Source organism: Kaistia sp. MMO-174 (genome assembly GCF_037147815.1).
GTDB classification, from domain to species: Bacteria; Pseudomonadota; Alphaproteobacteria; order Rhizobiales; family Kaistiaceae; genus Kaistia; species Kaistia nematophila.
The window spans coordinates 118110-141814 of record NZ_JBBCUO010000005.1; the positions used below are offsets into that span (position 1 = coordinate 118110).

22 protein-coding genes are annotated in these 23705 nt (G+C 66.7%); 19 read left to right on the forward strand and 3 right to left on the reverse strand.

Annotation, left to right across the window (positions count from 1 at the left end; genetic code table 11):
* Nucleotides 1-7 precede the first annotated feature (7 nt).
* The 19 genes from WFK98_RS18415 (at nucleotide 8) to pnp (ending at nucleotide 20555) form a co-directional block, all read left to right on the forward strand.
* The gene (locus WFK98_RS18415) at nucleotides 8-481 is read left to right on the forward strand and encodes a GNAT family N-acetyltransferase (RefSeq protein ID WP_266336662.1); all 474 of its coding nucleotides are present in this window, start codon (nucleotides 8-10) and stop codon (nucleotides 479-481) included.
* Between the two features lie 26 nt (nucleotides 482-507).
* On the forward strand, nucleotides 508-963 hold the full coding sequence (locus WFK98_RS18420) for a Fur family transcriptional regulator (RefSeq protein WP_266336663.1): 456 nt from the start codon (nucleotides 508-510) through the stop codon (nucleotides 961-963).
* On the forward strand, nucleotides 963-1808 hold the full coding sequence (locus tag WFK98_RS18425; protein ID WP_336801254.1) for a lysophospholipid acyltransferase family protein: 846 nt from the start codon (nucleotides 963-965) through the stop codon (nucleotides 1806-1808). Before WFK98_RS18420 ends, WFK98_RS18425 begins: the two co-directional genes overlap by 1 nt.
* A gap of 77 nt (nucleotides 1809-1885) precedes the next feature.
* Nucleotides 1886-3292: a tRNA (N6-isopentenyl adenosine(37)-C2)-methylthiotransferase MiaB gene (gene miaB, locus WFK98_RS18430; protein WP_336801255.1), complete on the forward strand. Its 1407-nt coding sequence runs from the start codon at nucleotides 1886-1888 to the stop codon at nucleotides 3290-3292.
* 50 nt (nucleotides 3293-3342) lie between these two features.
* On the forward strand, nucleotides 3343-4374 hold the full coding sequence (locus WFK98_RS18435; RefSeq protein ID WP_336801566.1) for a PhoH family protein: 1032 nt from the start codon (nucleotides 3343-3345) through the stop codon (nucleotides 4372-4374).
* Nucleotides 4371-4868 carry an rRNA maturation RNase YbeY gene (gene ybeY, locus WFK98_RS18440; RefSeq protein ID WP_266336666.1) on the forward strand — a complete coding sequence of 166 codons (498 nt, stop codon included), beginning with the start codon at nucleotides 4371-4373 and terminating at the stop codon, nucleotides 4866-4868. Before WFK98_RS18435 ends, ybeY begins: the two co-directional genes overlap by 4 nt.
* 38 nt (nucleotides 4869-4906) lie before the next feature.
* Nucleotides 4907-5884, forward strand: coding sequence for a hemolysin family protein (locus tag WFK98_RS18445; RefSeq protein ID WP_266336667.1), 978 nt, complete (start codon nucleotides 4907-4909; stop codon nucleotides 5882-5884).
* Nucleotides 5885-5953: 69 nt separating this feature from the next.
* The gene (lnt, locus tag WFK98_RS18450) at nucleotides 5954-7588 is read left to right on the forward strand and encodes an apolipoprotein N-acyltransferase (RefSeq protein WP_336801256.1); all 1635 of its coding nucleotides are present in this window, start codon (nucleotides 5954-5956) and stop codon (nucleotides 7586-7588) included.
* A gap of 155 nt (nucleotides 7589-7743) precedes the next feature.
* A complete protein-coding gene (locus tag WFK98_RS18455; RefSeq protein WP_266336669.1) occupies nucleotides 7744-8157 on the forward strand; it encodes a helix-turn-helix domain-containing protein in 414 nt (137 codons plus the stop codon).
* A gap of 207 nt (nucleotides 8158-8364) precedes the next feature.
* On the forward strand, nucleotides 8365-9555 hold the full coding sequence (gene metK / locus WFK98_RS18460) for a methionine adenosyltransferase (protein WP_266336670.1): 1191 nt from the start codon (nucleotides 8365-8367) through the stop codon (nucleotides 9553-9555).
* Entirely contained in the window at nucleotides 9552-10250 is a 699-nt protein-coding gene (gene trmB, locus WFK98_RS18465) for a tRNA (guanosine(46)-N7)-methyltransferase TrmB (RefSeq protein WP_266336671.1), read from the forward strand. Before metK ends, trmB begins: the two co-directional genes overlap by 4 nt.
* 188 nt (nucleotides 10251-10438) lie before the next feature.
* On the forward strand, nucleotides 10439-11053 hold the full coding sequence (gene rimP / locus WFK98_RS18470; RefSeq protein WP_336801257.1) for a ribosome maturation factor RimP: 615 nt from the start codon (nucleotides 10439-10441) through the stop codon (nucleotides 11051-11053).
* A 42-nt stretch (nucleotides 11054-11095) separates the two neighbouring features.
* On the forward strand, nucleotides 11096-12697 hold the full coding sequence (nusA, locus tag WFK98_RS18475) for a transcription termination factor NusA (protein WP_266336673.1): 1602 nt from the start codon (nucleotides 11096-11098) through the stop codon (nucleotides 12695-12697).
* A 25-nt stretch (nucleotides 12698-12722) separates the two neighbouring features.
* Nucleotides 12723-13430 carry an RNA-binding protein gene (locus tag WFK98_RS18480; RefSeq protein ID WP_266336674.1) on the forward strand — a complete coding sequence of 236 codons (708 nt, stop codon included), beginning with the start codon at nucleotides 12723-12725 and terminating at the stop codon, nucleotides 13428-13430.
* Nucleotides 13427-16129: a translation initiation factor IF-2 gene (gene infB / locus WFK98_RS18485; protein ID WP_266336675.1), complete on the forward strand. Its 2703-nt coding sequence runs from the start codon at nucleotides 13427-13429 to the stop codon at nucleotides 16127-16129. The genes WFK98_RS18480 and infB overlap by 4 nt, the downstream gene beginning before the upstream one ends.
* A gap of 165 nt (nucleotides 16130-16294) precedes the next feature.
* On the forward strand, nucleotides 16295-16729 hold the full coding sequence (gene rbfA, locus WFK98_RS18490; RefSeq protein WP_266336676.1) for a 30S ribosome-binding factor RbfA: 435 nt from the start codon (nucleotides 16295-16297) through the stop codon (nucleotides 16727-16729).
* A gap of 3 nt (nucleotides 16730-16732) precedes the next feature.
* Nucleotides 16733-17656, forward strand: coding sequence for a tRNA pseudouridine(55) synthase TruB (gene truB / locus WFK98_RS18495; protein WP_266336677.1), 924 nt, complete (start codon nucleotides 16733-16735; stop codon nucleotides 17654-17656).
* A gap of 301 nt (nucleotides 17657-17957) precedes the next feature.
* Entirely contained in the window at nucleotides 17958-18227 is a 270-nt protein-coding gene (gene rpsO / locus WFK98_RS18500; RefSeq protein ID WP_266336678.1) for a 30S ribosomal protein S15, read from the forward strand.
* Nucleotides 18228-18422: 195 nt separating this feature from the next.
* On the forward strand, nucleotides 18423-20555 hold the full coding sequence (gene pnp / locus WFK98_RS18505) for a polyribonucleotide nucleotidyltransferase (RefSeq protein ID WP_336801258.1): 2133 nt from the start codon (nucleotides 18423-18425) through the stop codon (nucleotides 20553-20555).
* A 70-nt stretch (nucleotides 20556-20625) separates the two neighbouring features.
* Here the strand turns inward: pnp and WFK98_RS18510 are convergent, their stop codons facing one another.
* From WFK98_RS18510 to WFK98_RS18520, 3 genes are all read right to left on the reverse strand, one after another.
* Nucleotides 20626-21291 (reverse strand): hypothetical protein, encoded by a 666-nt coding sequence (locus tag WFK98_RS18510; protein WP_336801259.1) that lies wholly within the window; start codon nucleotides 21289-21291, stop codon nucleotides 20626-20628.
* Between the two features lie 86 nt (nucleotides 21292-21377).
* Nucleotides 21378-21911, reverse strand: coding sequence for a GrpB family protein (locus tag WFK98_RS18515; protein ID WP_336801260.1), 534 nt, complete (start codon nucleotides 21909-21911; stop codon nucleotides 21378-21380).
* Nucleotides 21912-21994: 83 nt separating this feature from the next.
* The gene (locus WFK98_RS18520) at nucleotides 21995-23602 is read right to left on the reverse strand and encodes a phosphoenolpyruvate carboxykinase (RefSeq protein WP_336801261.1); all 1608 of its coding nucleotides are present in this window, start codon (nucleotides 23600-23602) and stop codon (nucleotides 21995-21997) included.
* Nucleotides 23603-23705 lie beyond the last annotated feature (103 nt).

The window sequence follows — 23705 nt, forward strand, 5'->3', positions numbered from 1 at the left end:
TATGTTGTTGCGGCCTCGCATCATCCTGGACGCCGCCGAGGCGGAGGATGCCGAGGCGTTGGCCGAGATCCATGCCACCGGTTTCCGGCGCGGCTGGAGCGCCGACGAGATCGACGCGCTGATCGCCGACAAGACGGTGAGCAGCCATGTGCTGCGGCGCGAATCCCTGTTCGGGGTCCGCCGGCCGCAGGGTTTCATCCTGATCCGCACCGTGGCTGACCAGGCCGAGGTGCTGACCATCGTGGTGGCGCCCGCCGCGCGCGGCCGCGGCTATGGCCGCCGGCTGATGGAGGCGGCGCTGCGCGCGCTCTATCGCGACCTCGTGCCGGAGATCTTTCTGGAAGTCGACGAAAAGAATGCCAGCGCGGTATCACTCTACCGCTCGCTCGGATTTGTCGAAGTGGGCCGCCGAAAGGGCTACTATGCCGAGGACCATGGTCCGGGCGGAACGGCGCTGGTGCTGCGCTTGAAGCTCCGGTGAAGCGAGTTGGTGTCAGGGGGCAGGAGATGAGTGTGACGCAAGAGCTGCAGCATCCGACAACCCTGGAAGACGCCTGCGTCGAGAAGGGCATGCGCATGACCGAGCAGCGCCGCGTCATCGCGCGCGTGCTCGATGCCGCCACAGACCATCCCGATGTCGAGGAAGTCTATCGCCGCGCCTCGGCGATCGATCCGCGTATCTCGATCTCGACCGTCTACCGCACCGTGAAGCTGTTCGAGGACGCCGGCATGATCGAGCGTCACGATTTTCGCGACGGTCGCAGCCGCTATGAGGCGGTGTCGGAAGAGCATCACGACCACCTGATCGACCTGCGCAGCGGCGACGTCATCGAGTTCCGCAGCGAGGAGATCGAGGCGCTGCAGGAGCTGATCGCCCGCCGTCTCGGCTACAAGCTGGTCGACCATCGGCTCGAGCTCTATGCCGTGCCGATCGACGACAAGACGCCGAAGGGCCGTTCCTGATGGGGCGGCTGCGGCTCGCCGCGATCCTGGCGGGCCTGTTGCTGACGACGCTGGTCCTGCTGCCGGTCCAGCTCTTCGCCATTCGCTTCCGGCCCGGGCTGGCTGCCCGCGTGCCGATGTGGTGGCAGCGTGTGGCGGCGCGCTGCCTTGGCCTGCGCGTCCGGGTCGAGGGAACGCCGGCGACGGACCGGCCGCTCCTGATCGTCTCCAATCATGTTTCCTGGGTCGATATCGTTACGCTCGGCAGCCTGCTGCCGGTCTCCTTCGTCGCCAAGAGCGAGGTCGGCGGCTGGCCGGTGGTGAAGTGGCTGGCGCGGCTGCAGCGAAGCGTCTTCATCGACCGCACGCGGCGGACGGCGACCGCCGCCGCCAGCAATGCCATCGCCGCGCGGCTGGCCGGCGGCGAGGCGCTGGTGCTATTCGCCGAGGGCACGACCGGCGACGGCATCTCGATCCTGCCCTTCCGCAGCGCCCTGGTCGGGGCCGCGCGCGAGGCGGGCGGCGGCGACCGGCCGATCGTCGTTCAGCCCGTCGCCATCGTCTATGTCGGCTTCCAGGGCCTGCCGATCGACCGCTCGCGCATGGCCGAGATCGCCTGGCATGGCGACATGGACCTGGCGCCGCATCTGGTCGGGTTGATCGATATCGGCGCTATCGATGCCGTGGTCGCGTTCGGTGAGCCGATCGTGTTCGGACCGGACGTCGACCGCAAGCAGGTGACGGCCTCGGCCGAGGCGGAAGTGCGCGCGCTGGTGCGCTCGATCCGGGCGCGGGGCCTCAAGAACATCACCGTCACCGCGCCGTCACCGGAAGCGCCTATTCTCAGCGAGGCAGAAAGCGGATAGGAAGGGACAGGCGACGGCGGGACACCCGCCGGAAGCGATCGTGCCAAGCCGAACCGTGGCGGTAGATAACCGGATCAATGACCGGAACCCAAGAAAAGAAGCGCGTCTTCATCAAGACTTATGGTTGCCAGATGAACGTCTACGATTCCGATCGTATGGCGGATGCCCTGGCAAGCGATGGCTACGAAGCGACCGACAAGGTCGATGACGCCGACCTCGTCCTCCTCAATACCTGTCACATCCGCGAGAAGGCGGCCGAGAAGGTGTATTCCGAACTCGGGCGCCTGCGCGTGATGAAGGAAGAGGCGGCGCGGAGCGGCCGTGCCGTGACCATCGGTGTGACGGGCTGCGTCGCCCAGGCCGAGGGCGCCGAGATCGCCCGCCGCGCCCCGGTCGTCGACCTGGTCGTTGGGCCGCAATCCTACCAGCACCTGCCGCAGCTCCTGCGCGACGTCGCCGGCGGCAAGCGGGCGGTCGAGACCGAGTTCGCGCTCGCCGAGAAATTCGAGCGTCTCCCGGCCGCGACCCGCGAGCGCACGCGGGCGCGCGGCGTCACCGCCTTCCTCACCATCCAGGAAGGCTGCGACAAGTTCTGCACCTTCTGCGTCGTGCCGTACACGCGAGGGGCGGAAGTCTCGCGACCGGTCGCCCGGATTGTCGAGGAAGCCCAGCGGCTGGCCGATGCCGGCGTGCGCGAGGTGACCCTGCTCGGCCAGAACGTCAATGCCTGGCACGGCGCCGGCACCGACGGCCGCGAATGGGGCCTCGGCGAGCTGCTGTTCCGCCTCGCCGAAATCCCGGGCCTCGACCGGCTGCGCTACACCACCAGCCATCCCCGCGACATGGACGACGCGCTGATCGCGGCGCATCGCGACCTGCCGGCGCTGATGCCCTATCTGCACCTGCCGGTGCAGGCGGGTTCCGACCGGATCCTCGCGGCGATGAACCGCAAGCACAAGGCGGACGACTATCTCCGCCTCGTCGACCGCATCCGCGCCACACGCTCCGACATCGCGCTTTCCTCCGATTTCATCGTCGGCTTCCCCGGCGAGACGGACGAGGATTTCGAAGCGACGATGCGCCTGGTCGAGACGGTCGGCTATGCCGCGGCCTATTCGTTCAAGTACAGCGCCCGCCCGGGAACGCCGGCGGCGGGCCGGGACGGCCATGTTGACGAGCGGGTGATGTCGGAGCGGCTGCAGCGTCTGCAGGCGCTGATTCTCGACCAGCAGACGGCGTTCAACCGGTCGCGCGTCGGCACCGAGATGGACGTGCTGTTCGAGAAGGCCGGCCGCCGCCCCGGCCAGCTGATGGGCCGCTCGCCCTATCTGCAGGCCGTGCTGGTCGACGGCGACGAGAGCCGGATCGGCACGATCGGCCGGGTTGCGATCACCGGACTTGGTTCGAATTCCCTGTTTGGCACCTTGGCCGAGCCGGTTGGCCGGACGGCCGCGATCTCGAGCACCGTGGAGGCCATTACGTGAATGCACGCTCCCATACGCCGCCCGGAGTGCCGGGTGGCCGCGCCGCTGACATGTCGCATGCTTCCGACATCACCCATGTCGTGATCGCCTTCGACGACAACCGGCTGGCGAGCGAGCTCCTTGGCCAGTTCGACCAGAACCTGGCCATCATCGAGCAGAAGCTCGGCGTCGAGGCGGTGGCGCGCGGCAATCAGGTGACCGTGCGCGGACGCCCCGAAGCCTGCGCCCAGGCGCGGCTGGCGCTCGACCTGCTCTATGTCCGCCTGCAGCAGGGCCACGAGGTCGGTCCCGCCGACGTCGAGGGCGCCATCCGCATGGCGATCGCCGACGACGAACAGCTCTCGCTGCCGAGCCTGGAGCCGAAGGGCCGGCTCGCCATGGCGCAGATCTCGACCCGCCGCCGCACCGTGATGGCCCGCAATCCGGCCCAGGACGCCTATATCCGGGCGATGGACCGGGCCGAGCTCGTCTTCGGCATGGGCCCGGCCGGCACCGGCAAGACCTATCTCGCCGTCGCTTATGCCGCCGCCCTGATCGAGCGCGGTGATGTCTCGCGCCTGATCCTGTCGCGGCCCGCCGTCGAGGCGGGCGAGCGGCTCGGCTTCCTGCCCGGCGACATGAAGGAGAAGGTCGATCCCTATCTCCGCCCGCTCTATGACGCGCTCTATGACATGATGCCGCCGGAAAAGGTCGAGCGCGGCCTGACCTCCGGCATGATCGAGGTGGCGCCGCTCGCCTTCATGCGCGGCCGCACGCTGGCGAACGCCGTCGTCATCCTGGACGAGGCGCAGAACACCACCTCGATGCAGATGAAGATGTTCCTGACCCGTCTCGGCGAGGGATCGCGGATGATCGTCACCGGCGACCCGACCCAGGTCGACCTGCCCCCGGGCCAGATCTCCGGCCTCGTCGAGGCGAGCGAATTGCTGCGCGACGTGCCCGGCATCGTCCAGATCAAGTTCACGGATGTCGACGTCGTTCGCCATCCGCTCGTCGGCCGCATCGTGCGCGCCTATGACAAGGCGCCGCCGCGTCCCGTCTCGCCGCCGCCGCGCGGCGCTCTCTCGGGAGGCCCGGCATGAGCGCAAATACCCTGCCGATCGCGATCGACCTGCTGGTCGAGGCTGGCGACTGGCCGGAGGAGGACCAGCTCGCGCGTCTGGTGGCGCAGGCGGTCGAGGCGAGCTTTGCCGTCGGCCAGCTGCCTGCGGTCAAGGGCTCCGAGCTTTCCGTCGTCTTCACCGACGACGAGCATGTGCGGCAGCTCAATGCGGATTATCGCGACAAGGACAAGGCGACCAACGTGCTGTCCTTTCCCGGCAGCCCGCCGGACTCCAAGCGCTTCGGCCCGCTGCTCGGCGACATCGTGGTTGCACGTGAAACAGTGGTCGCCGAAGCCGCCGAGCAGGGGCTGGCTTTCGAGGACCATCTGACCCATCTGGTGGTGCACGGGTTGCTTCACCTCTTCGGGCATGATCATCTGGAGGATGACGAAGCGGAACGCATGGAATCTCTGGAGACGGAGATCCTGGCCCGCCTTGGCATTGCCGACCCTTACGCCGAGCCTCCGCTGTAAGGCGGCGGCGATCGATCAGCACTGACAAACGACGGACGATGAGTGACACCGAGACGCCCGGTTCGAGCGCGGAATCGAACCCCGAGCCCCAGAGTAGTCAAACCCCCGCGCCGGAATTGCGCGAGACGGAACGCGCACCCGAAAGCTGGCTGGATCGAATCCGCCAGGCGGTGGGGCTCAAGGTAGCCGGATCCCTGCGCGACGACATCGAGGACGCCCTGGACGCGGGCGAGGCGGACAACACCTTCACCGCCGAAGAGCGCCGCATGCTGCGCAACATCCTGCATCTGCGCGAGGTCCGCGTCGACGACGTGATGATTCCGCGCGCCGACATCCTTGCCCTCGACGTCGACCAGACCGTCGGCGAGGCCGTGGCGGCCTTCCGCGATTCCGGCCATTCGCGCATGCCTGTCTACCGCGAAAGCCTCGATGACCCGATCGGCATGGTCCATATCAAGGATCTGATGGACTACATGATGTCGGCGGCCTCGATCGAGGGCGGACTGGACCTCTCCCGGATCAATCTGGGCATTCCTCTCGGCGAGACATCGGTGATCCGCGAAGTGCTGTTCGTGCCGCCCTCCATGCCGGCCGCGACGCTGCTTTCGACCATGCAGGCGAAGCGCGTGCAGATGGCGGTGGTGATCGACGAATATGGCGGCACTGACGGGCTGGTCTCGCTCGAGGACGTCGTCGAGATCGTCTTCGGCGATATCGAGGACGAGCACGACGTCGAGGCGCCGATGATCGTCCGCGATGCCGACGGCTCCTATCTCGCCGATGCCCGCGCCGACCTGGACGATGTCGAGGCGGTGCTCGGCACCCGGCTCGATCTCGGCTCCGAGCATGACGACGTCGACACGCTCGGCGGCATGGTGTTCACGCTGCTCGGCCGGATCCCGGCCATCGGCGAGCAGATCGACGTTCCCGGTGGCCTGCAGTTCGAGATCCTCGAGACCGACCCGCGCCGCGTGAAGCGCCTGCGCATCCGCCGCACGGACGCGGCGGCCGCGTGACCGCCGTGCCGCGCTCCCGCATCCCTCGTTCCCGCGCCTGAGCGCGGCCCACCAGAGATCCGGGAGACCATGGCCTTTCGCTCGAACAGTCTGGCGGCGCCGGATCGGCCCCGCCCCATGGTACTGGCGCGAGGCTGGCGGCGGGCCGGTCTCGCCATTCTCGCCGGGGCCGGCTCGGCCCTGGCGCTGCCGCCGCTCGGCTGGTTTCCCGTCCTCTGGATCACGCTCCCGTTCCTCGTGTTCCTGCTCGACCGCGCGCCGGTCACCTCTGCCGGTGGGCTATCGCGCTTCCGCTCCGGCTTCGCCGTCGGCTGGAGCTTCGGCTTCGGCTATTTCGTCGGCGGGCTCTGGTGGATCGGCGCCGCCTTCCTCGTCGACGCGGCGGCCTTCGCCTGGCTCATGCCGCTCGCCGTTCTGGTCCTGCCGGCCGGCCTCGCCCTGTTCTGGGGGCTTGGCGCCGGCGTCGCCCGCATCGCCTGGCCGCGCGGCTGGCCCCGTATCCTCGTCCTCGCCGTCTGCCTCAGCCTGGTCGAGTGGCTGCGCGGGCACGTCCTGACCGGCTTTCCATGGAACGCCTTCGGCTATGCCATGATGCCGGTGCCCGTGATGATGCAGGTCGCCTCGCTGATCGGCGTCTGGGGCGTCACCTTCTTCGCCTTTCTCGTCGCCGCGGCGCCAATCCTGTGGTTCAGCCGCGATCCCGGCGATCGAGTTGTGGATCGTTGTGCGTTTTTTGTGATCGCCGCGCTGTTCCTGGCGGACCTCGGCTTCGGTTTTGCACGCCTCGCATCGGCCGAAACGGCAATGGTACCTGGCGTCAGGCTCCGTCTGGTGCAACCTGTGATCGCACAGGACCAAAAATGGGCCTCCGGTCGCGGCGACGAAATTCTTGGTCGATATCTACGGTTGAGCGCAACCGGCATGGAAGAGGGAAAACCCGCCCCTTTCACCCATCTGATCTGGCCGGAAACCGCCTTTCCCTTCCTGCTCGACGAGCAGCCGAACGCGCTGGCGCTGATCGGTTCGTTCCTGCCGGACAACGCGACGTTGATCACCGGCGCCGCCCGCGGCCAGGCGGTTGTGGGCGAAGAAATCGAGCCGCGGGTTTTCAACAGCCTGCAAATAGTCGATTCCGACGGGATAGTTCGGAGCAGTTACGATAAGGTGCACTTAGTCCCATTCGGAGAATACCTGCCATTCGACAGAATTCTCCGGGGTCTCGGCATCAGTCAAATGATTGCTTTGCCGGGCGGTTTCGACGCCGGCGAACGACGGATGACGCTGGATCTGCCGGGGGCGCCGTCCTTCAGTCCGCTCATCTGTTACGAGATTATCTTCGCCGGCGAGGTGGTCGACGGTGCCGATCGACCCGGCTGGATCGTCAATGTCACCAATGATGGCTGGTTTGGCGATACTCCGGGCCCCTGGCAGCATCTGCATCAGGCAACCATAAGAGCGGTCGAAGAGGGCATCCCGGTAGCACGTTCTGCAAACTCAGGCGTGTCGGCAATCATCGATCCCTATGGGAACCTCTTGGCATATCTTGGAGTTGACCAAGATGGCGTTGTCGACGGTACTCTTCCAGTTGCAATAAGGCCTACAATCTATTCCAAGTATCGGGACAGTCTTTATTTCGCCTTGATCATACTCGCGATCGTTGTAGCCTCTACTGGAAGTTTCACCCGGACTAAACAACGCAATTGACACGCAGATTGCGCAGCGGCATTTTGCGCGCGGGCGGGGCTTATTAGATCGGCGGAGCTTCCGCCGATAGTGCGTGCAGGCACGCGGACTAGTCAGGGTAGAAGCTCTTTCTGTAATTTCCGGCCGGTGCGGCATGGGTCTAGGAGAAGAAGCCCTTGATGGCTAACAAGAAGCAGCCCAATCCCGTCGATATGCATGTGGGTGGGCGCGTCCGGCTCCGCCGAATGATGCAGGGCATGAGTCAGGAAAAGCTGGGCGAGAGCCTCGGCATCACGTTCCAGCAGATTCAGAAGTATGAGAAGGGCACCAACCGCATCGGCGCCAGCCGTTTGCAGCACATCGCGCAGGTGCTCGAAGTGCCGGTTTCGTTCTTTTTCGAGGATGCGCCGGGCGCATCTGCAGAAAGCGGTTTCGCCGAAGCGCGCCCTGCCGCCTTCGTCACCGACTTTTTGACCAGCACCGAAGGCCTGCAGCTGAACAAGGCCTTCGTCCGCATCAAGGACACCAAGGTGCGTCGTCGTATCGTCGAACTCGTGCGGGCCGTGGCCGGCGAAGAAACCGACGATTGATTGCTTCGCCGGCTGAGGCCGGGCGGGCAGGCGGCAATTGAGTTTCAGCTTGCGTCGGACAGGGTTGGGTCGGAAGTTTCTTCTCCGTCGTCGCGGTTCCGCGCGAACGGGCCCTTTGCGGCTTGACCCACTGGCGGTACTGGCTAAAAAAGCCATGGTATCGCCGGAGCACCTGCTCCGGCCATTTTCTGCACGGGGTCCGTTGCGGTGTCGAGAACGTCATATCTGTTCACGAGTGAGTCAGTTTCCGAAGGGCATCCTGATAAGGTCTGTGACCGTATCTCCGACGAAATCGTCGATGCCTTCTTCCGCATCGGTCCGGAGCAGGGCTGGGATCCGAGCCACCTTCGCGTCGCCGCCGAGACGCTCGCCACCACCAATCGCGTGGTGATCGCCGGCGAAACGCGCGGCCCGGCCGCGATCACCCGCGATCTCGTTTCCCACATCGCCCGGCTGGCGATCAAGGATATCGGCTACGAGCAGGGCGGCTTCCATTGGGAGACGGCCGACATCGACGTGCATCTGCACGCCCAGTCGGTCGACATCGCCCAGGGCGTCGATTCCGCGGGAAACAAGGATGAAGGCGCCGGCGACCAGGGCATCATGTTCGGTTATGCCTGCTCGGAAACGCCCGAGCTGATGCCGGCGCCGATTTTCTATGCCCACCGCATCCTGAAGCGCCTCTCCGAGGCGCGTCGCTCCGGCGAGACGCATGCGCTCGGTCCGGATGCCAAGAGCCAGGTTACCGTCCGCTACGAGAATGGCCAGCCGGTCGAAGTCACGCAGATCGTGCTGTCGACCCAGCATCTCGACGAGAACCTGAGCTCGCACGACGTCCGTTCGATCGTCGAGCCCTATATCCGCGAGGCGCTTCCCGAGGGCTGGATCGGCGCCAACACCATCTGGCATGTCAATCCGACCGGCAAGTTCGTCATCGGCGGGCCCGATGGCGACGCCGGCCTGACCGGCCGCAAGATCATCGTCGACACCTACGGCGGCGCCGCGCCGCATGGCGGCGGTGCCTTCTCCGGCAAGGACCCGACCAAGGTCGACCGCTCGGCCGCCTATGCCGCCCGCTATCTTGCCAAGAACGTCGTCGCCTCCGGCGCCGCCGCTCGCTGCACGATCCAGCTCTCCTACGCCATCGGCGTGTCGCAGCCGCTGTCGATCTATGTCGACCTGCACGGCACCGGCAAGGTGGAGGAATCCCGCGTCGAGCAGGTCCTCGCCCAGGTCATGGACCTGTCGCCGCGCGGTATCCGCGAGCACCTGCAGCTGAACCGGCCGATCTACGCCCGGACCTCGGCCTATGGTCATTTCGGCCGTGCGCCGGAAGCGGATGGTGGCTTCTCCTGGGAGCGGACCGACCTCGTGGAAGCGATCCGTAAATCGCTGTGACCACTCCTGACCACGCGCTACGGCGCGATTCCTTCTATGGCCGGCGCAAGGGACACAATCTCCGCGCCGGTCAGGCCGAAACGCTCGCCGACGTCCTGGCGCGGCTGAGCATCGACGTTTCCGCACCGGCGCCCGCCGCTCTTCCGTCCCTGTTCAAGGCGCCGGTTGGCGAGGTCGTGCTCGAGATCGGCTTCGGCGGCGGCGAGCATCTCGTGCATCGCGCGACCACCGAGCCGGCCGTCGGCCGCATCGGCGTCGAGCCTTTCGTCAACGGCATGGCCAAGGCGGCCTCGGCGATCGATGCGGGCGGGCTCGCGAATGTCCGCCTGTTCGATCGCGACGCGGCCGAGCTGCTCGACTGGCTGCCGCCGGCGAGCCTCGCGGCGATCGATCTGCTCTATCCCGATCCCTGGCCGAAGTTCCGTCACTGGAAGCGCCGCTTCGTCTCCGAAAAGAACCTGACGCGTTTCGCCCGCGTGCTGCGCCCGGGCGGCCTGTTCCGCTTCGCCTCCGACATCGAATCCTATGTCGAGTGGACGCTTCTGCATGTGCGCGATCACGCCGAATTCACCTGGACGGCGCGCGACGCCGACGACTGGCGCAAGCCCTGGGCCGGCTGGCCGGGAACGCGCTACGAGCAGAAGGCTTTTCGCGAGGGTCGGCAGGGAAGCTACCTGACCTTCCAGCGCCGCTAGGGCGCCCTGTTCGCCCCGCGGCGCGGCCGATCCGGCCTCGCCGCTCGCCGATAGAGCCACTTTTGCTTGCATTCGCGCGATCCTGGGCCTATACGCCTTTCATTCATCTCAAACGATCGGTCGTAAGAGAGAGTGGACCTCCGGGCCCGCTCCGGCCGGACGCACTCTACGAGATCCTTGAACGGAGCATGCATTTGGCGGATATCGCCCCGGAAAACGAAGCACGCATCGTCACCGAGACGGGGCTCGACGCCCGCGTCGCGGCGATCGTCGAACCCATCATCGAGGGGCTCGGCTACCGGCTGGTGCGCGTCAAGCTTTCCACCCGCAACGGTCAGACGCTGCAGGTTATGGTCGAGCGTCCCGACGGCACGATGACGGTCGAGGATTGCGGCGAAGTCAGCCGCAACATTTCGCCCGCCCTCGACGTCGAGGACCCGATCTCCGGCGCCTATCACCTCGAGGTGTCGTCGCCCGGCATCGATCGCCCGCTCGTACGCCGCGCCGATTTCGTGCGCTGGGCCGGGCATGAGGCGAAGATCGAGCTGAGCGCGCCGATCGAGGGCCGCAAGCGCTTTCGCGGCATCCTGATCGGCCTCGACGGCGACGCCACCGGCGTCAAGCTCGAGGATGCGCCGCAGGGCGCGCCCGACCGGGTCTGGCTGCCGCTCGACGCCATTTCCGATGCCAGGCTCGTCATGACCGACGCCCTGATCGCCGAGACGCTGCGCGACGCCAAGCGCCAGCAACCCGACGACGACATCGACGACAACGACTTAAGAGACGAGACCAGCGACGCTTGATCGCGACGCCGTCATCAGGTTCAGGTTAACGGAGACAGGACGATGGCAGTCAGCGCCAACCGCCTCGAACTTCTGCAGATTGCCGACGCGGTTGCCCGCGAGAAGGTGATCGATCGGCAGATCGTGATCGCCGCCATGGAAGATGCGATCCAGAAGGCGGCCCGTTCGCGTTACGGTTCGGAGACCGACGTGCGCGCCGAGATCAACCCGAAGACGGGCGAGATCCGGCTGCAGCGCCTCTTGCAGGTCGTCGACAATGTCGAGAACCCGGCGATCGAGATCTCGCTCGATCTCGCGACCGACCAGAATCCTGCGGCCCGGGTCGGCGACTATATCGCCGAAGCGCTGCCGCCGATGGATTTCGGCCGCATCGCCGCCCAGTCGGCCAAGCAGGTCATCGTGCAGAAGGTGCGCGAGGCCGAACGTGACCGCCAGTTCGACGAGTTCAAGGATCGCATCGGTGAGATCATCAACGGCTCGGTCAAGCGCGTCGAATACGGCAACGTGATCGTCGATCTCGGCCGTGGTGAAGGCATCGTCCGCCGCGACGAGATGATCCCGCGCGAAGCCTTCCGCTATGGTGACCGCATCCGCGCCTATGTCTATGACGTGCGCCGCGAGCAGCGCGGCCCGCAGATCTTCCTGTCGCGCACCCATCCGCAGTTCATGGCGAAGCTGTTCGCTCAGGAAGTGCCCGAGATCTATGACGGCATCATCGAGGTGAAGTCGGTCGCCCGCGATCCGGGTTCGCGCGCCAAGATGGCCGTGATCTCGCGCGATGGCTCGATCGATCCGGTCGGCGCCTGCGTCGGCATGCGCGGCAGCCGCGTCCAGGCCGTCGTCAACGAGCTGCAGGGCGAGAAGATCGACATCATTCCGTGGTCGCCCGACGCTGCCACCTTCATCGTCAACGCGCTGCAGCCGGCGGAAGTCGCCAAGGTCGTGCTCGACGAAGACGCGTCGCGTATTGAAGTCGTGGTCCCGGATGACCAACTATCCCTTGCCATCGGCCGTCGCGGCCAGAATGTGCGCCTTGCTTCGCAGCTGACCGGCTGGGATATCGACATCCTGACCGAGCAGGAAGAATCCGAGCGTCGTCAGAAGGAATTCCAGGAGCGTTCGGCGCTGTTCAATACGGCGCTCGATGCCGACGAAGTCGTCGGCCAGCTGCTCGCTTCCGAAGGCTTTGCTTCGCTCGAGGAAATCGCTTTCGTCGAGCCGGATGAACTGGCATCGATCGAAGGCTTCGACGAAGAGACTGCCGCCGAGCTGCAGCAGCGCGCGCGTGACTATCTCGACCGGCTCGAATCCGAGCACGACGAGGAGCGCAAGTCGCTGGGCGTGCTCGACGAGCTCAAGGAAATCCCGGGCCTCACGAGCTCCATGCTCGTCGCGCTCGGCAAGGACGGCGTCAAGACGATCGAGGATTTTGCTGGCTACGTGCCCGACGATCTCGTCGGCTGGGCCGAGCGGAACGAAGGCGAGACGACCCGCCATGGCGGCGTGCTCGACGGCTTCAGCCTCTCGCGCAGCGACGCCGAGAACATGATCATGACCGCCCGCGTCAGGGCCGGCTGGATCACCGAGGACGAGGCCGCCGCCGAGCAGGAAGCCAATGCCGCCGGCGAAGAGGCCGAGGCCTGAGGCGTTCGGACCGCGGAGAGAAGTTTTGCCGCGCAAGAGCGAACCGACGACCCGAAGCTGCATCGTCACGCGAGAGGCGATGCCAACCGAGAAACTGATCCGGTTCGTCCTCGACCCGGAAGGCAGGGTGGTTCCGGATCTCCGGCATCGCCTGCCGGGCCGGGGCGTCTGGATCACCGCCCGCGCGGATCTCGTGGCGCAGGCGGAAAAGAAGCGGCTCTTCGCGCGCGGCTTCAAGCAGGAAGTCGTCGTCGAGCCCGGCCTGGCCGGGCGCGTCGAGAGCCTGCTGGAGGATGCGGCCCTTCAGGCCCTGTCCTTCGCGCGAAAGGCCGGTGAGATCGTCACCGGTTTCGCCAAGGTCGAGACGGCGATCGCCCGCGAGGGCCTTGCCGGGATCGTCCAGGCGAAGGAAGCGGCCGAGGATGGCCGTGCGAAGATCGAGGCGGCCCTGAAACGCCGTTTTGGACGAACCGATGCCGTTCCGGTGCTCCGTATGTTCCGATCGGAGCAATTGGATTTGGCATTGGGCCGGTCAAATGTGATACATGCTGCTCTGCTCGTGGGCCGGGCGAGCGAAAATGTGATAGAGCGTGTCGCCGCGCTCGCCTGTTTTCTGGGAGAAGACGGGCTCGTTGCTATTGGCGATGACGTTGGCGCGATCGACGCGCCGCAAGTGCGTGAACCGAACGTGTCGGCAATGGCCGAAGACCCCGCAGGACAGAAGACCGAATGAACGATACGAACAACAGCGGCGACAAGGATCTTGGCGGCGCGAAGAAGACCCTGAGCCTCAAGGGCCGCGATCCGGAGCGCGGTACCGTGCGCCAGAGTTTTTCGCATGGCCGGACCAATACCGTCGTCGTCGAGAAGAAGAAGCGGGTTCTGATGCATGGCAAGGCTGAGCCGACCGCGGCCCAGCCCGTCGCGCCGCGTCCGTCGCCGGCTCCTTCGCCGACCTCTTCCGTGAAGCCCATCCAGTCTTCGGCGCCGTCGCGCCAGGGACCGGCCGCTCCGGCCCAGTCGTCGCGTCCGCAGGGCGGACGCCCCGGCATGGTGCTGCGCCAGCTCTCGGCTGATGAACTCGACGCTCGCGCCAAGGCGCTCGCCGATGCCCGTGTCCGCGATGCCGAAGAGCGCCGTCAGGCCGAGCTCGATGCGATCCGCCGCGCCGAGGAAGAGGTTCGCCTCGCCAAGGAGCGCGAGGAAGCCGCCAAGCGCCAGGCTGAGGAAGACGCCCGCCGCGCCGCCGAGGCAGCCCTTCGCGAGAAGACCGAGGAGGCCGCCCGCCGTCGCCAGAGCGAGACCTCTGCGGCCGCGCCGGCGGCTCGCCAGACCACGGCCGCCCAGCCGGCGGCCCGTGCGGCCGCGCCGACGCAGCGCGACCCCAACGCGACCGAAAAGCCGGCGCAGCGCACCGCGGCCCCGGGCGCCCGCCCGACCAGCCGCGCGCTCGACGACGACGATCGTTCGGGCGGTCTGCGCCCGTCGACCTCGAAGCGTCCGAAGGCTGTCGATCCGAAGCCGGTCAAGAAGGATGACGGCGCGTCGCGCGGTCGCCTGACGCTCTCGAACGCGCTGAATGATTCCGAGCGCGAGCGTTCGCTCGCCTCGGTCCGTCGTCGCCGCGAACGCGAGCGCAACCGCAACATCTCGCAGGGTCCGCGCGAGAAGGTGTCGCGCGAGGTCGTGCTGCCGGAGACCATCTCGATCGGCGATCTCGCCAATCGTATGGCCGAGCGCGCCGTCGACGTGATCAAGTTCCTGATGAAGCAGGGCCAGCTGCTCAAGGCTACCGACGTCATTGACGCCGACATGGCCCAGCTGATCGCCGAGGAAATGGGCCACACGGTTCGCCGCGTCGCCGAGTCCGACGTCGAGGAAGGCCTGTTCGACACCCGCGAGTCGGAAGGCGAGCTGGTCACCCGGCCGCCCGTCGTCACCATCATGGGCCATGTCGACCACGGCAAGACCTCGCTGCTCGACGCCATCCGCAAGACCAGCGTCGTGTCGGGTGAGGCCGGTGGCATCACCCAGCACATCGGCGCCTACCAGGTCGAGCAGAACGGCCAGAAGATCACCTTCATCGACACGCCGGGCCACGCCGCCTTCACGGCGATGCGTTCGCGCGGCGCCAAGTCGACGGATATCGTCATCCTGGTCGTCGCCGCCGATGACGGCGTGATGCCGCAGACCATCGAGGCGATCAATCACGCCCGTGCGGCTGGCGTTCCGGTGATCGTGGCGATCAACAAGATCGACAAGCCCTCGGCCGACCCGACCCGGGTGCGTACCGAGCTGCTGCAACACGAAGTCTTCGTGGAATCGATGGGCGGCGAGACGCTGGACGTCGAGGTTTCGGCCAAGACCGGCCAGAATCTCGACCGGCTGCTCGAGACCATCCTGCTGCAGGCGGAAGTGCTCGACCTCAAGGCCGACCCGAACCGCACCGCCGACGGCGTCGTCATCGAGGCGAAGCTCGACAAGGGCCGCGGCCCGGTCGCGACCGTCCTCGTCCAGCGCGGCACGCTGCGCCCGGGCGACATCGTCGTCGCCGGCTCGGAATGGGGCCGCGTCCGCGCGCTCTTGAACGATCGTGGCATCGCAATGACCGACGCCGCGCCGTCGATGCCGGTCGAGGTCCTGGGCTTCCAGGGCGCGCCGGCCGCCGGCGACCGCTTCGCCGTGGTCGAGAACGAGGCCCGTGCCCGCGAGATCGCGGACTACCGCGCCCGCCAGAAGCGCGAGAAGGCTGTTGCCCGCCAGACGACGGCGCGCGGCTCGCTCGCCGAGATGATGAACCAGCGTCAGAGCGCCGGTCTCAAGGAATTCCCGCTCGTCATCAAGGGTGACGTGCAGGGCTCCGTCGAGGCGATCGCCGGTGCGCTGGAAGCGCTCGGCACCGACGAGGTGCAGGCTCGCATCATCCTGTCCGGTGTCGGTGGCGTCACCGAGTCCGACGTCACGCTGGCCGCGACCTCGAACGCCGCGATCATCGGCTTCAACGTTCGCGCCAACAAGCAGGCGCGCGACGTGGCCGACCGCGAAGGCATCGAGATCCGCTACTACAACATCATCTACGACCTCGTGGATGACGTGAAGGCAGCGATGTCCGGCCTGCTGACGCCCGAGCGGCGCGAGACGATGCTCGGCAATGCCGAGATCCTCGAGGTGTTCCACATCTCCAAGGTCGGCAAGGTCGCGGGCTGCCGCGTCACCGACGGCACGGTCGAGCGCGGCGCCAATGTCCGCCTCATCCGCGACAACGTCGTGGTGCACGAGGGCAAGCTGTCGACGCTCAAGCGCTTCAAGGACGAAGTCAAGGAAGTGCCGGCGGGCCAGGAATGCGGCATGGCCTTCGAGAAGTACGAAGACATGCGCGCAGGCGACATCATCGAGTGCTACCGCGTCGAGGAGATCAAGCGCTCGCTCTGATCGCGAACGCTTCGATCCCGAAATCGTGGTGACGAACGCGGCCGTCTCGGTCGCGTTCGTCCCGTTTAAAATTGGTTCGGCCCGGCGGATGTCGCGGCCCGAGGCGGATCCGTCGCACAAGCGGCCCGCACGCGCCGCCTGAAGGCGCGATGGAGTATTTCCGAAATGGCCAGAACGGCTGCCAATGGGAAGAAGATCGGCGTCGCCGGCCAGCGTCAGCTGCGCGTCGGCGAGCTGGTCCGCCATGCCCTGTCCGAGGTTCTGTCGCGCGGCAATCTGAACGAGCCCGTGCTCGACGGCGTTATCGTCACGGTGCCCGAGGTCCGCGTCTCGAACGATCTCAAGATGGCGACCTGCTATGTCATGCCGCTCGGCGGCGACAATGGCGACGCCGTGGTGGCGGCGCTCGAGCAGCATCGCAAATATCTGCGCGGCGAGGTTTCGCGCCGGATCGAGCTCAAGTTCGCCGTCGACCTGAAATTCGTGCTCGACAAGTCCTTTGCCGAAGCCGCCAAGATCGATGCGCTGCTCCGGAACGACCCCGTCGTCCGCCAGGATATCGAGGCGGGTCGCGGCCACGACGAGACCGACGAAGAGTAGATCATGGGCCAACGCCAGAAGAAGGGGCGGCCGGTTTCCGGCTGGGTCAGCCTCGACAAGCCGCTGGGCATGACCTCCACCCAGGCCGTTTCGGTGGTGAAGCGCCTGTTCGGCGCGCAGAAGGCCGGCCATGCCGGCACGCTCGATCCGCTCGCCACCGGTTGCCTGCCGATCGCGCTCGGCGAGGCGACCAAGACCGTGCCGTTCATCATGGACGGCCGCAAGATCTACGGCTTTACCGTCCGCTGGGGCGAGGAGACGCGCACCGACGACGCCGAAGGCCAGCCGGTCGCCACTTCCGACGTGCGCCCGACGCGGGCGGCGATCGAGGCGATCCTGGATCAGTTCACCGGCGAGATCATGCAGGTTCCGCCGGCCTTTTCCGCCATCAAGGTCGAGGGCGAGCGCGCCTATGACCTGGCGCGCGACGGCGAGGACGTCGTGCTGGAGGCGCGACCGATCCAGATCCATCGCCTCGACCTGGTCGACATGCCGGACGAGAACACCGCCGTCTTCGCCGCCGAATGCGGCAAGGGCACCTATGTGCGGGCGATCGCCCGCGACATGGCGCGGGCGCTTGGCACGCGCGGCCACGTCGTCGGCCTCCGCCGGCTGCTGGTCGGGCCGTTCGACGAGGCGTCGATGATCAAGCTCGACGATCTGCGCGCCGCGCAGGAGGAGGGCGGGGCCGAGGGCTGCGACGCGCATCTCGCGCCCGTCGAGCTCGCGCTCGGCGACCTCGCCGAGGTGCGCATCTCCGAGACCGACGGCGCCCGGCTGCGCAACGGCCAGAGCGTGCTGCTGCGCGGCCGCGACGCGCCTGAAAATGGCGCGACGGTGTTCGCCACCGTCGCCGGCACCCTGGTCGCGATCGGCGAAGTCGAGCGCGGCGAGCTGCATCCATCACGCGTCTTCGTCGGCGCGTGAACGGACGTCAGGGAAGTTTCCTCTGGCTATTGCAGGCAAATTCGGCCATATAGGCCGCGCTCCCGGACGGTTTTGCCGTCCGGGCCAAGCCGCTTGGAACGGCGACCGTGCTGGACGACATCCCGGCACTGGCCGTCGAAACAGCGGCGACCGCGACGGCCTCGGCCGTCCGGGGACGTCGAGACCGTCGTCCTGCATGTCCCGAACGGCGCGAGCCGGCGTGGGGCCTGCTGCGGAAGTCGGTCGGATTTTGATTTTCCGGCGAGGAAGCCGGGACTAGAGCCCAGGAAAGGGATACCCGATGTCGATCACAGCTGCTCGCAAGGCGGAACTGATCAAGGAATTCGCGACCGTCGAGAACGACACCGGCTCGCCGGAAGTGCAGGTTGCCGTGCTCTCGGAGCGCATCGCCAACCTCACCGAACACTTCAAGGGTCACAGCAAGGACAATCATTCGCGCCGCGGCCTGCTCAAGATGGTCAGCCAGCGTCGTAGCCAGCTGGACTACCTGAAGAAGACGGACGAGCAGCGTTACAAGACGCTCATCGAGCGCCTCGGCCTGCGTCGCTGAGACAGGCGGGCCCTCGGGGCCTGCCTCCACAGACGCCTGTACGGCGCGGCGGCATGGGGCTGCCGCGCGATTTGCCCGCGGATCAGCGGTCGAGCCATGGCAGGATCGCCGGATGCTTTTTCCTCGTAGGGTCGAAAGCCTCTAGCCGTCTTGCTCATGGCTCCTTGGGCGCATCCGCGCAGGAAAGGAATTGCCATGTTCGATGTCCAACGCGTCGAAATTGAATGGGGCGGCCGCCCGCTCGTCCTCGAGACGGGCAAGATAGCCCGCCAGGCTGACGGCGCCGTTCTCGCCACCTATGGCGAAACGACCGTGCTGGCGACCGTCGTCGCCGCCAAGGCGCCGAAGCCGGGTGTCGACTTCTTCCCGCTGACGGTCAACTACCAGGAGAAGACCTTCGCAGCCGGCAAGATCCCCGGCGGCTTCTTCAAGCGCGAAGGCCGGCCCTCCGAGAAGGAGACGCTGACCTCCCGCCTGATCGACCGTCCGATCCGCCCGCTGTTCCCGGAAGGGTTCCGCTGCGAGACCCAGGTCGTCACGACCGTTCTCTCGCATGACCTCGAGAACGATCCCGACATCGTCGCCCTCGTCGCCGCCTCGGCTGCGCTGACGATCTCCGGCGTGCCCTTCATGGGCCCGGTCGGTGGCGCGCGCGTCGGCCTGATCGACGGCGAGTTCGTGCTGAACCCGCTGCTCGAGCAGAATGAGAGCTCGAAGCTCGACCTCGTCGTCGCCGGCACCCAGGACGCCGTGCTGATGGTCGAGTCGGAAGCGCAGGAGCTTTCGGAAGAGACCATGCTCGGCGCCGTGATGTTCGGTCATCGCGGCTTCCAGCCGGTGATCGACGCGATCATCCAGCTCGCCGAGAAGTCCGCCAAGGAGCCGCGCGAGTTCGCGCCGGCCGACCTTTCGGCGATCGAGACGGAGATGCTCGGCATCGCCGAGGCCGAGCTGCGCGAGGCCTACAAGAACACCGTCAAGCAGGAGCGCTATGCCGCCGTCGACGCCGTCAAGGCGAAGGTGCTGGCACACTTCTTCCCGGAAGGCGAAGAGCCCCGCTTCGACAAGGAAAAGATCGGCGCCGTCTTCAAGGAGCTCCAGGCGAAGATCGTTCGCTGGAACATCCTCGACACCGGCAGCCGCATCGACGGCCGCGACCTGAAGACGGTCCGCCCGATCGTGTCGGAAGTCGGCGTCCTGCCGCGTACGCACGGCTCGGCGGTCTTCACCCGCGGCGAGACGCAGGCCCTGGTGGTCGCGACCCTCGGCACCGGCGATGACGAGCAGTTCATCGACGCGCTGGAAGGCACCTACAAGGAAACCTTCCTGCTGCACTACAACTTCCCGCCCTACTCGGTCGGCGAGACCGGCCGCATGGGTTCGCCCGGCCGTCGCGAGATCGGTCACGGCAAGCTCGCCTGGCGCGCTGTCCGTCCGGTTCTCCCGAACCACCACGAGTTCCCCTACACGCTGCGCGTCGTCTCCGAGATCACCGAGTCGAACGGCTCGTCCTCGATGGCGACCGTCTGCGGCAGCTCGCTGTCGCTGATGGATGCCGGCGTGCCGCTGAAGCGTCCGGTGGCGGGCATCGCCATGGGCCTGATCCTCGAAGGCGATCGCTACGCGGTCCTCTCCGACATCCTGGGCGACGAGGATCACCTCGGCGACATGGACTTCAAGGTCGCCGGCACCTCCGAGGGCGTCACCTCGCTCCAGATGGACATCAAGATCGCCGGTATCACCGAAGAGATCATGAAGGTCGCTCTGGACCAGGCCAAGGGCGGCCGCGAGCACATCCTCGGCGAGATGGCGAAGGCGCTGACCACCGCGCGTCCGTCGCTCGGCGAGCATGCTCCGCGCATCGAAGTCATCCAGATCCCCACCGACAAGATCCGTGAAGTGATCGGTTCGGGCGGCAAGGTCATCCGCGAGATCGTGGAAAAGACCGGCGCCAAGATCGACATCTCCGATGACGGCACCGTCAAGGTCGCCTCCTCGGACGGCAAGGCTATCACCGCCGCGCTGAACTGGATCAAGGGCATCGCCGCCGAGCCGGAAGTCGGCGCCATCTACCAGGGCACCGTCGTCAAGGCCGTCGATTTCGGCGCCTTCGTCAACTTCTTCGGCGCCAAGGATGGCCTCGTCCACATCTCGCAGCTTTCGAGCCAGCGCGTGGCGAAGACCCAGGACGTCGTCAAGGAAGGCGACAAGGTCTGGGTCAAGCTGCTCGGCTTCGACGAGCGCGGCAAGGTCCGCCTGTCGATGAAGGTCGTCGACCAGGCGACCGGCGAAGAGATCAAGGAAAAGACGGAAGCCGCCGGCGAGTAATCGCCCGCTTTTGTCGACAAAATGAGAAGGCCCGGCGAGCGATCGCCGGGCCTTTTTGCATTGGGGGGCCTCAGAAGCGGAGGTGCCGGATGTGGCCGGCGATGCGGCGGGCCTGCTCGCGGGCGATCTTCGGCAGCAGGGTGCCGAGCGACGCGTCGGATCGCATCGAATAACGGGACAGCGCCGCATGCCAATAGTCGTGGTTGCCCTGCCAGGGCTCGGCCGGATCGGAAGGCGGGTGCCCGTCATCGTCGATCAGCGCCAGCGCGAAGGGCCGGCCATGCCGGAGCGCGGCGATGGCGTCGTGCAGCACGCGTTCCTCGCCGGGCGCCAGCGCGCCATAGCGGATGAACAGGGTCGGCAGCCGGTCCGTGACGGCGCTTCGCGTCTTGTTGCAGAGATGGTCGTGGCGGGAGCGCGCGGCCGCATAGTGGACGGCGAGGTCGGGACTGTCGGGAAAGTCGTGCCGATGCAGCGTTCCATAACGCTTGTTGACGACGCGGCCGTCGAGCATGCCCAGGTCTTCCAGCTCGAACATGCCGCGAAAATCGCGGCGGAGATATTCGAGCAGGGCCGGGTAGGGCGTGGCCTGCCAATCGAACACCGTACGCGTCAGGCAATCCGTCGTCGCCCGCAAGCTCGTGCGCCGATACTCGGTCCACTTCCGCTCGATATTGTGCTTCGCCCGGCAGTTCTCGCCGAGGCCGACGACGCGATGAAAGGTTGGCTGGCGCATTTGGCTTGCTCCCGTTCGTCGCAGGCTAGAACGATTTGCAGCTGCGTGGCCATACGGAAGGCTCGGCTCCGCTGGGCCAGCCCGCCTTAGCGCGTCCGGTAGAAGGCGATTGCCTCGGCTTCGGTCAGGCGCACCCAGTCCGATTTCGCTTCGGAATAGGCATGCGAATCGTAGGGATGCTGCTCCCGGCTCCGGAGCTTGACCGTTTCATATTCGCGCGCCTTGGCGGGATGCGAACGCAGATAGTCGCGGAATGCCAGGTGGCGCACGATATGCGGCGAGCCGGTTTCGAAGACATGCAGCTGGATGCAGCGCTGGCCGGTCGCGCCGTCGGTTAGCGTCGCATAGCGGCGGCCGGGCATGCCGTATTCGCCCCACCACTCATAGCCGAGATGCGCGAGGATTGCCTGGCAGGCGTCGAACGCAGCCAGCGCGCGGACTTCGGGGATCATGTCGAGGATCGGCTTGGCGAGAAGGCCCGCGATCGCGGTCGAGCCGATGTGGTGGACGGCGATCAGTTGCGGCCCGAGCGCCTCGGCGAGGCGCTGCGCCTCCCGCGCAGCGGCATCGGACCAGGCGGGCGTATGGGGCTGGAGATCGACCGGGATCGGCGGAGGCATGAGAAACTCCCAGGCTGCGCGAGACAGCCCGGGAGGGTAGTGAATGCGGCGCCCCGCGAAAAGGGCGCGGCGACCGGGGCCGGTCAGGCGACCATCGTGCCCGGAGCGGCGGCCGTCACCGAGGCGTCGACATGGTTCTCGAACTTCTCGAAGTTCTTCAGGAACATGCCGACCAGCTTCGCCGCCTGCGCGTCGTAGCCGGCCTTGTCCTGCCAGGTCTTGCGCGGATGCAGGATGTGCGGCTCGACGCCGGCGACGTCGGTCGGCACCTGGAAGCCGAAGGTGCGGTCGGTATAGAAGCGGCCGCCGTCCAGCGAGCCGTTCAGCGCCGCGGTGAGCAGTGTGCGGGTCGCCTTGATCGGCATGCGGCGGCCGGTGCCGTAGGCGCCGCCGGTCCAGCCGGTGTTGACCAGCCAGCACGACACGCCGTGCTCGGCGATCAGGCTCCTGAGCAGGTTGCCGTACTCGGCCGGATGGCGCGGCATGAACGGCGCGCCGAAGCAGGTCGAGAATGTCGCCTGCGGCTCGGTCACGCCCTTCTCCGTGCCGGCGACCTTGGCGGTGTAGCCGGAGAGGAAGTGGTACATCGCCTGCTCGGGCGTCAGCTTGGCGATCGGCGGCATCACGCCGAAGGCGTCGGCGGTCAGCATGACGATCGTCTTCGGGTGGCCGGCCCGGCCGCTCTCGCTCGCATTCGGGATGAAGTGCAGCGGGTAGGCGGCGCGGGTGTTCTCGGTCTTCGAGGCGTCGTTGAAGTCGATCTCGCGGGTCGCAGGATCGATGGCGACATTCTCCAGCACCGTGCCGAAGCGCTTGGTGGTGGCGAAGATCTCCGGCTCGGCCTCGGCCGAGAGCTTGATCGTCTTGGCGTAGCAGCCGCCCTCGAAGTTGAAGATGCCGTCCGGGCCCCAGCCATGCTCGTCATCGCCGATCAGCGTGCGGGCGGGGTCGGCGGAGAGTGTCGTCTTGCCGGTGCCGGAGAGACCGAAGAACACAGCGGCATCACCGTCCGGGCCGACATTGGCCGAGCAGTGCATCGGCATGACGCCTTTCGGCGGCAGGGTGAAGTTCAGGTAGGTGAAGACGGCCTTCTTCATCTCGCCGGCATAGGAGGTGCCCCCGATCAGCACGATGCCGCGGGCGAAATCGCAGGCGATGACGGTCTCTGTCCGGCAGCCATGCCGTTCCGGATTGGCCTTGAAGCTCGGCAGGTCGAGGATGGTGAGCTTCGGCACGAAGCTCTTCAGCGCGGCCGCGTCCGGACGGATCAGCAGGTTGCGGATGAAGAGCGAGTGCCATGCCTTCTCGGTGAAGACGCGAACCGCGACCGCTTCGGCCGGGTCGGCGCCGCCCTGCAGGTCCTGCGCGAACAGCTCGCGGCCGGAGGCGTGCGCCAGCATGTCGGCGTAAAGCGTCTCGAAATGCGCCGGGGACATCGGTTTGTTGTTGTCCCACCAGACCGCATTCTCGGTCAGCGTGTCGCGGACGACGAACTTGTCCTGCGGCGAGCGGCCGGTATGCACGCCGGTCTCGACGGTCAGCGCGCCGTCGATCGACACCACGGCTTCGCCGCGGCGCAGCGATTCCTCATAGAGAGCCGGCGCCCCATAGTTCCAATAGAGACCGGCCAGCCACTTCAGGCCGAACTGCTCGGCGCCATGGGCAGGATTGCGAATGCCGTTCTCGGTCACAGGGTCGTCTCCGCTCTGAGAGGCACGCGCACCTTCGCGAGGCCTCGCTCCGGGAATGGTGCGCCGCATCAGCGGACGGCACCGGCTCTGCCGGCGACAACGC

Coding starts and splice junctions, on each gene's coding strand:
- rpsO (WP_266336678.1), top strand. CDS start 17,958: ATGTCGATCACAGCTGCTCGCAAGGCGGAACTGATCAAGGAATTCGCG.
- rbfA (WP_266336676.1), top strand. CDS start 16,295: ATGGCCAGAACGGCTGCCAATGGGAAGAAGATCGGCGTCGCCGGCCAG.
- miaB (WP_336801255.1), top strand. CDS start 1,886: ATGACCGGAACCCAAGAAAAGAAGCGCGTCTTCATCAAGACTTATGGT.
- WFK98_RS18420 (WP_266336663.1), top strand. CDS start 508: ATGAGTGTGACGCAAGAGCTGCAGCATCCGACAACCCTGGAAGACGCC.
- rimP (WP_336801257.1), top strand. CDS start 10,439: ATGCATTTGGCGGATATCGCCCCGGAAAACGAAGCACGCATCGTCACC.
- nusA (WP_266336673.1), top strand. CDS start 11,096: ATGGCAGTCAGCGCCAACCGCCTCGAACTTCTGCAGATTGCCGACGCG.
- WFK98_RS18435 (WP_336801566.1), top strand. CDS start 3,343: ATGTCGCATGCTTCCGACATCACCCATGTCGTGATCGCCTTCGACGAC.
- pnp (WP_336801258.1), top strand. CDS start 18,423: ATGTTCGATGTCCAACGCGTCGAAATTGAATGGGGCGGCCGCCCGCTC.
- lnt (WP_336801256.1), top strand. CDS start 5,954: ATGGCCTTTCGCTCGAACAGTCTGGCGGCGCCGGATCGGCCCCGCCCC.
- ybeY (WP_266336666.1), top strand. CDS start 4,371: ATGAGCGCAAATACCCTGCCGATCGCGATCGACCTGCTGGTCGAGGCT.
- WFK98_RS18515 (WP_336801260.1), bottom strand. CDS start 21,911: ATGCCTCCGCCGATCCCGGTCGATCTCCAGCCCCATACGCCCGCCTGG.
- WFK98_RS18425 (WP_336801254.1), top strand. CDS start 963: ATGGGGCGGCTGCGGCTCGCCGCGATCCTGGCGGGCCTGTTGCTGACG.
- WFK98_RS18445 (WP_266336667.1), top strand. CDS start 4,907: ATGAGTGACACCGAGACGCCCGGTTCGAGCGCGGAATCGAACCCCGAG.
- infB (WP_266336675.1), top strand. CDS start 13,427: ATGAACGATACGAACAACAGCGGCGACAAGGATCTTGGCGGCGCGAAG.
- WFK98_RS18510 (WP_336801259.1), bottom strand. CDS start 21,291: ATGCGCCAGCCAACCTTTCATCGCGTCGTCGGCCTCGGCGAGAACTGC.
- truB (WP_266336677.1), top strand. CDS start 16,733: ATGGGCCAACGCCAGAAGAAGGGGCGGCCGGTTTCCGGCTGGGTCAGC.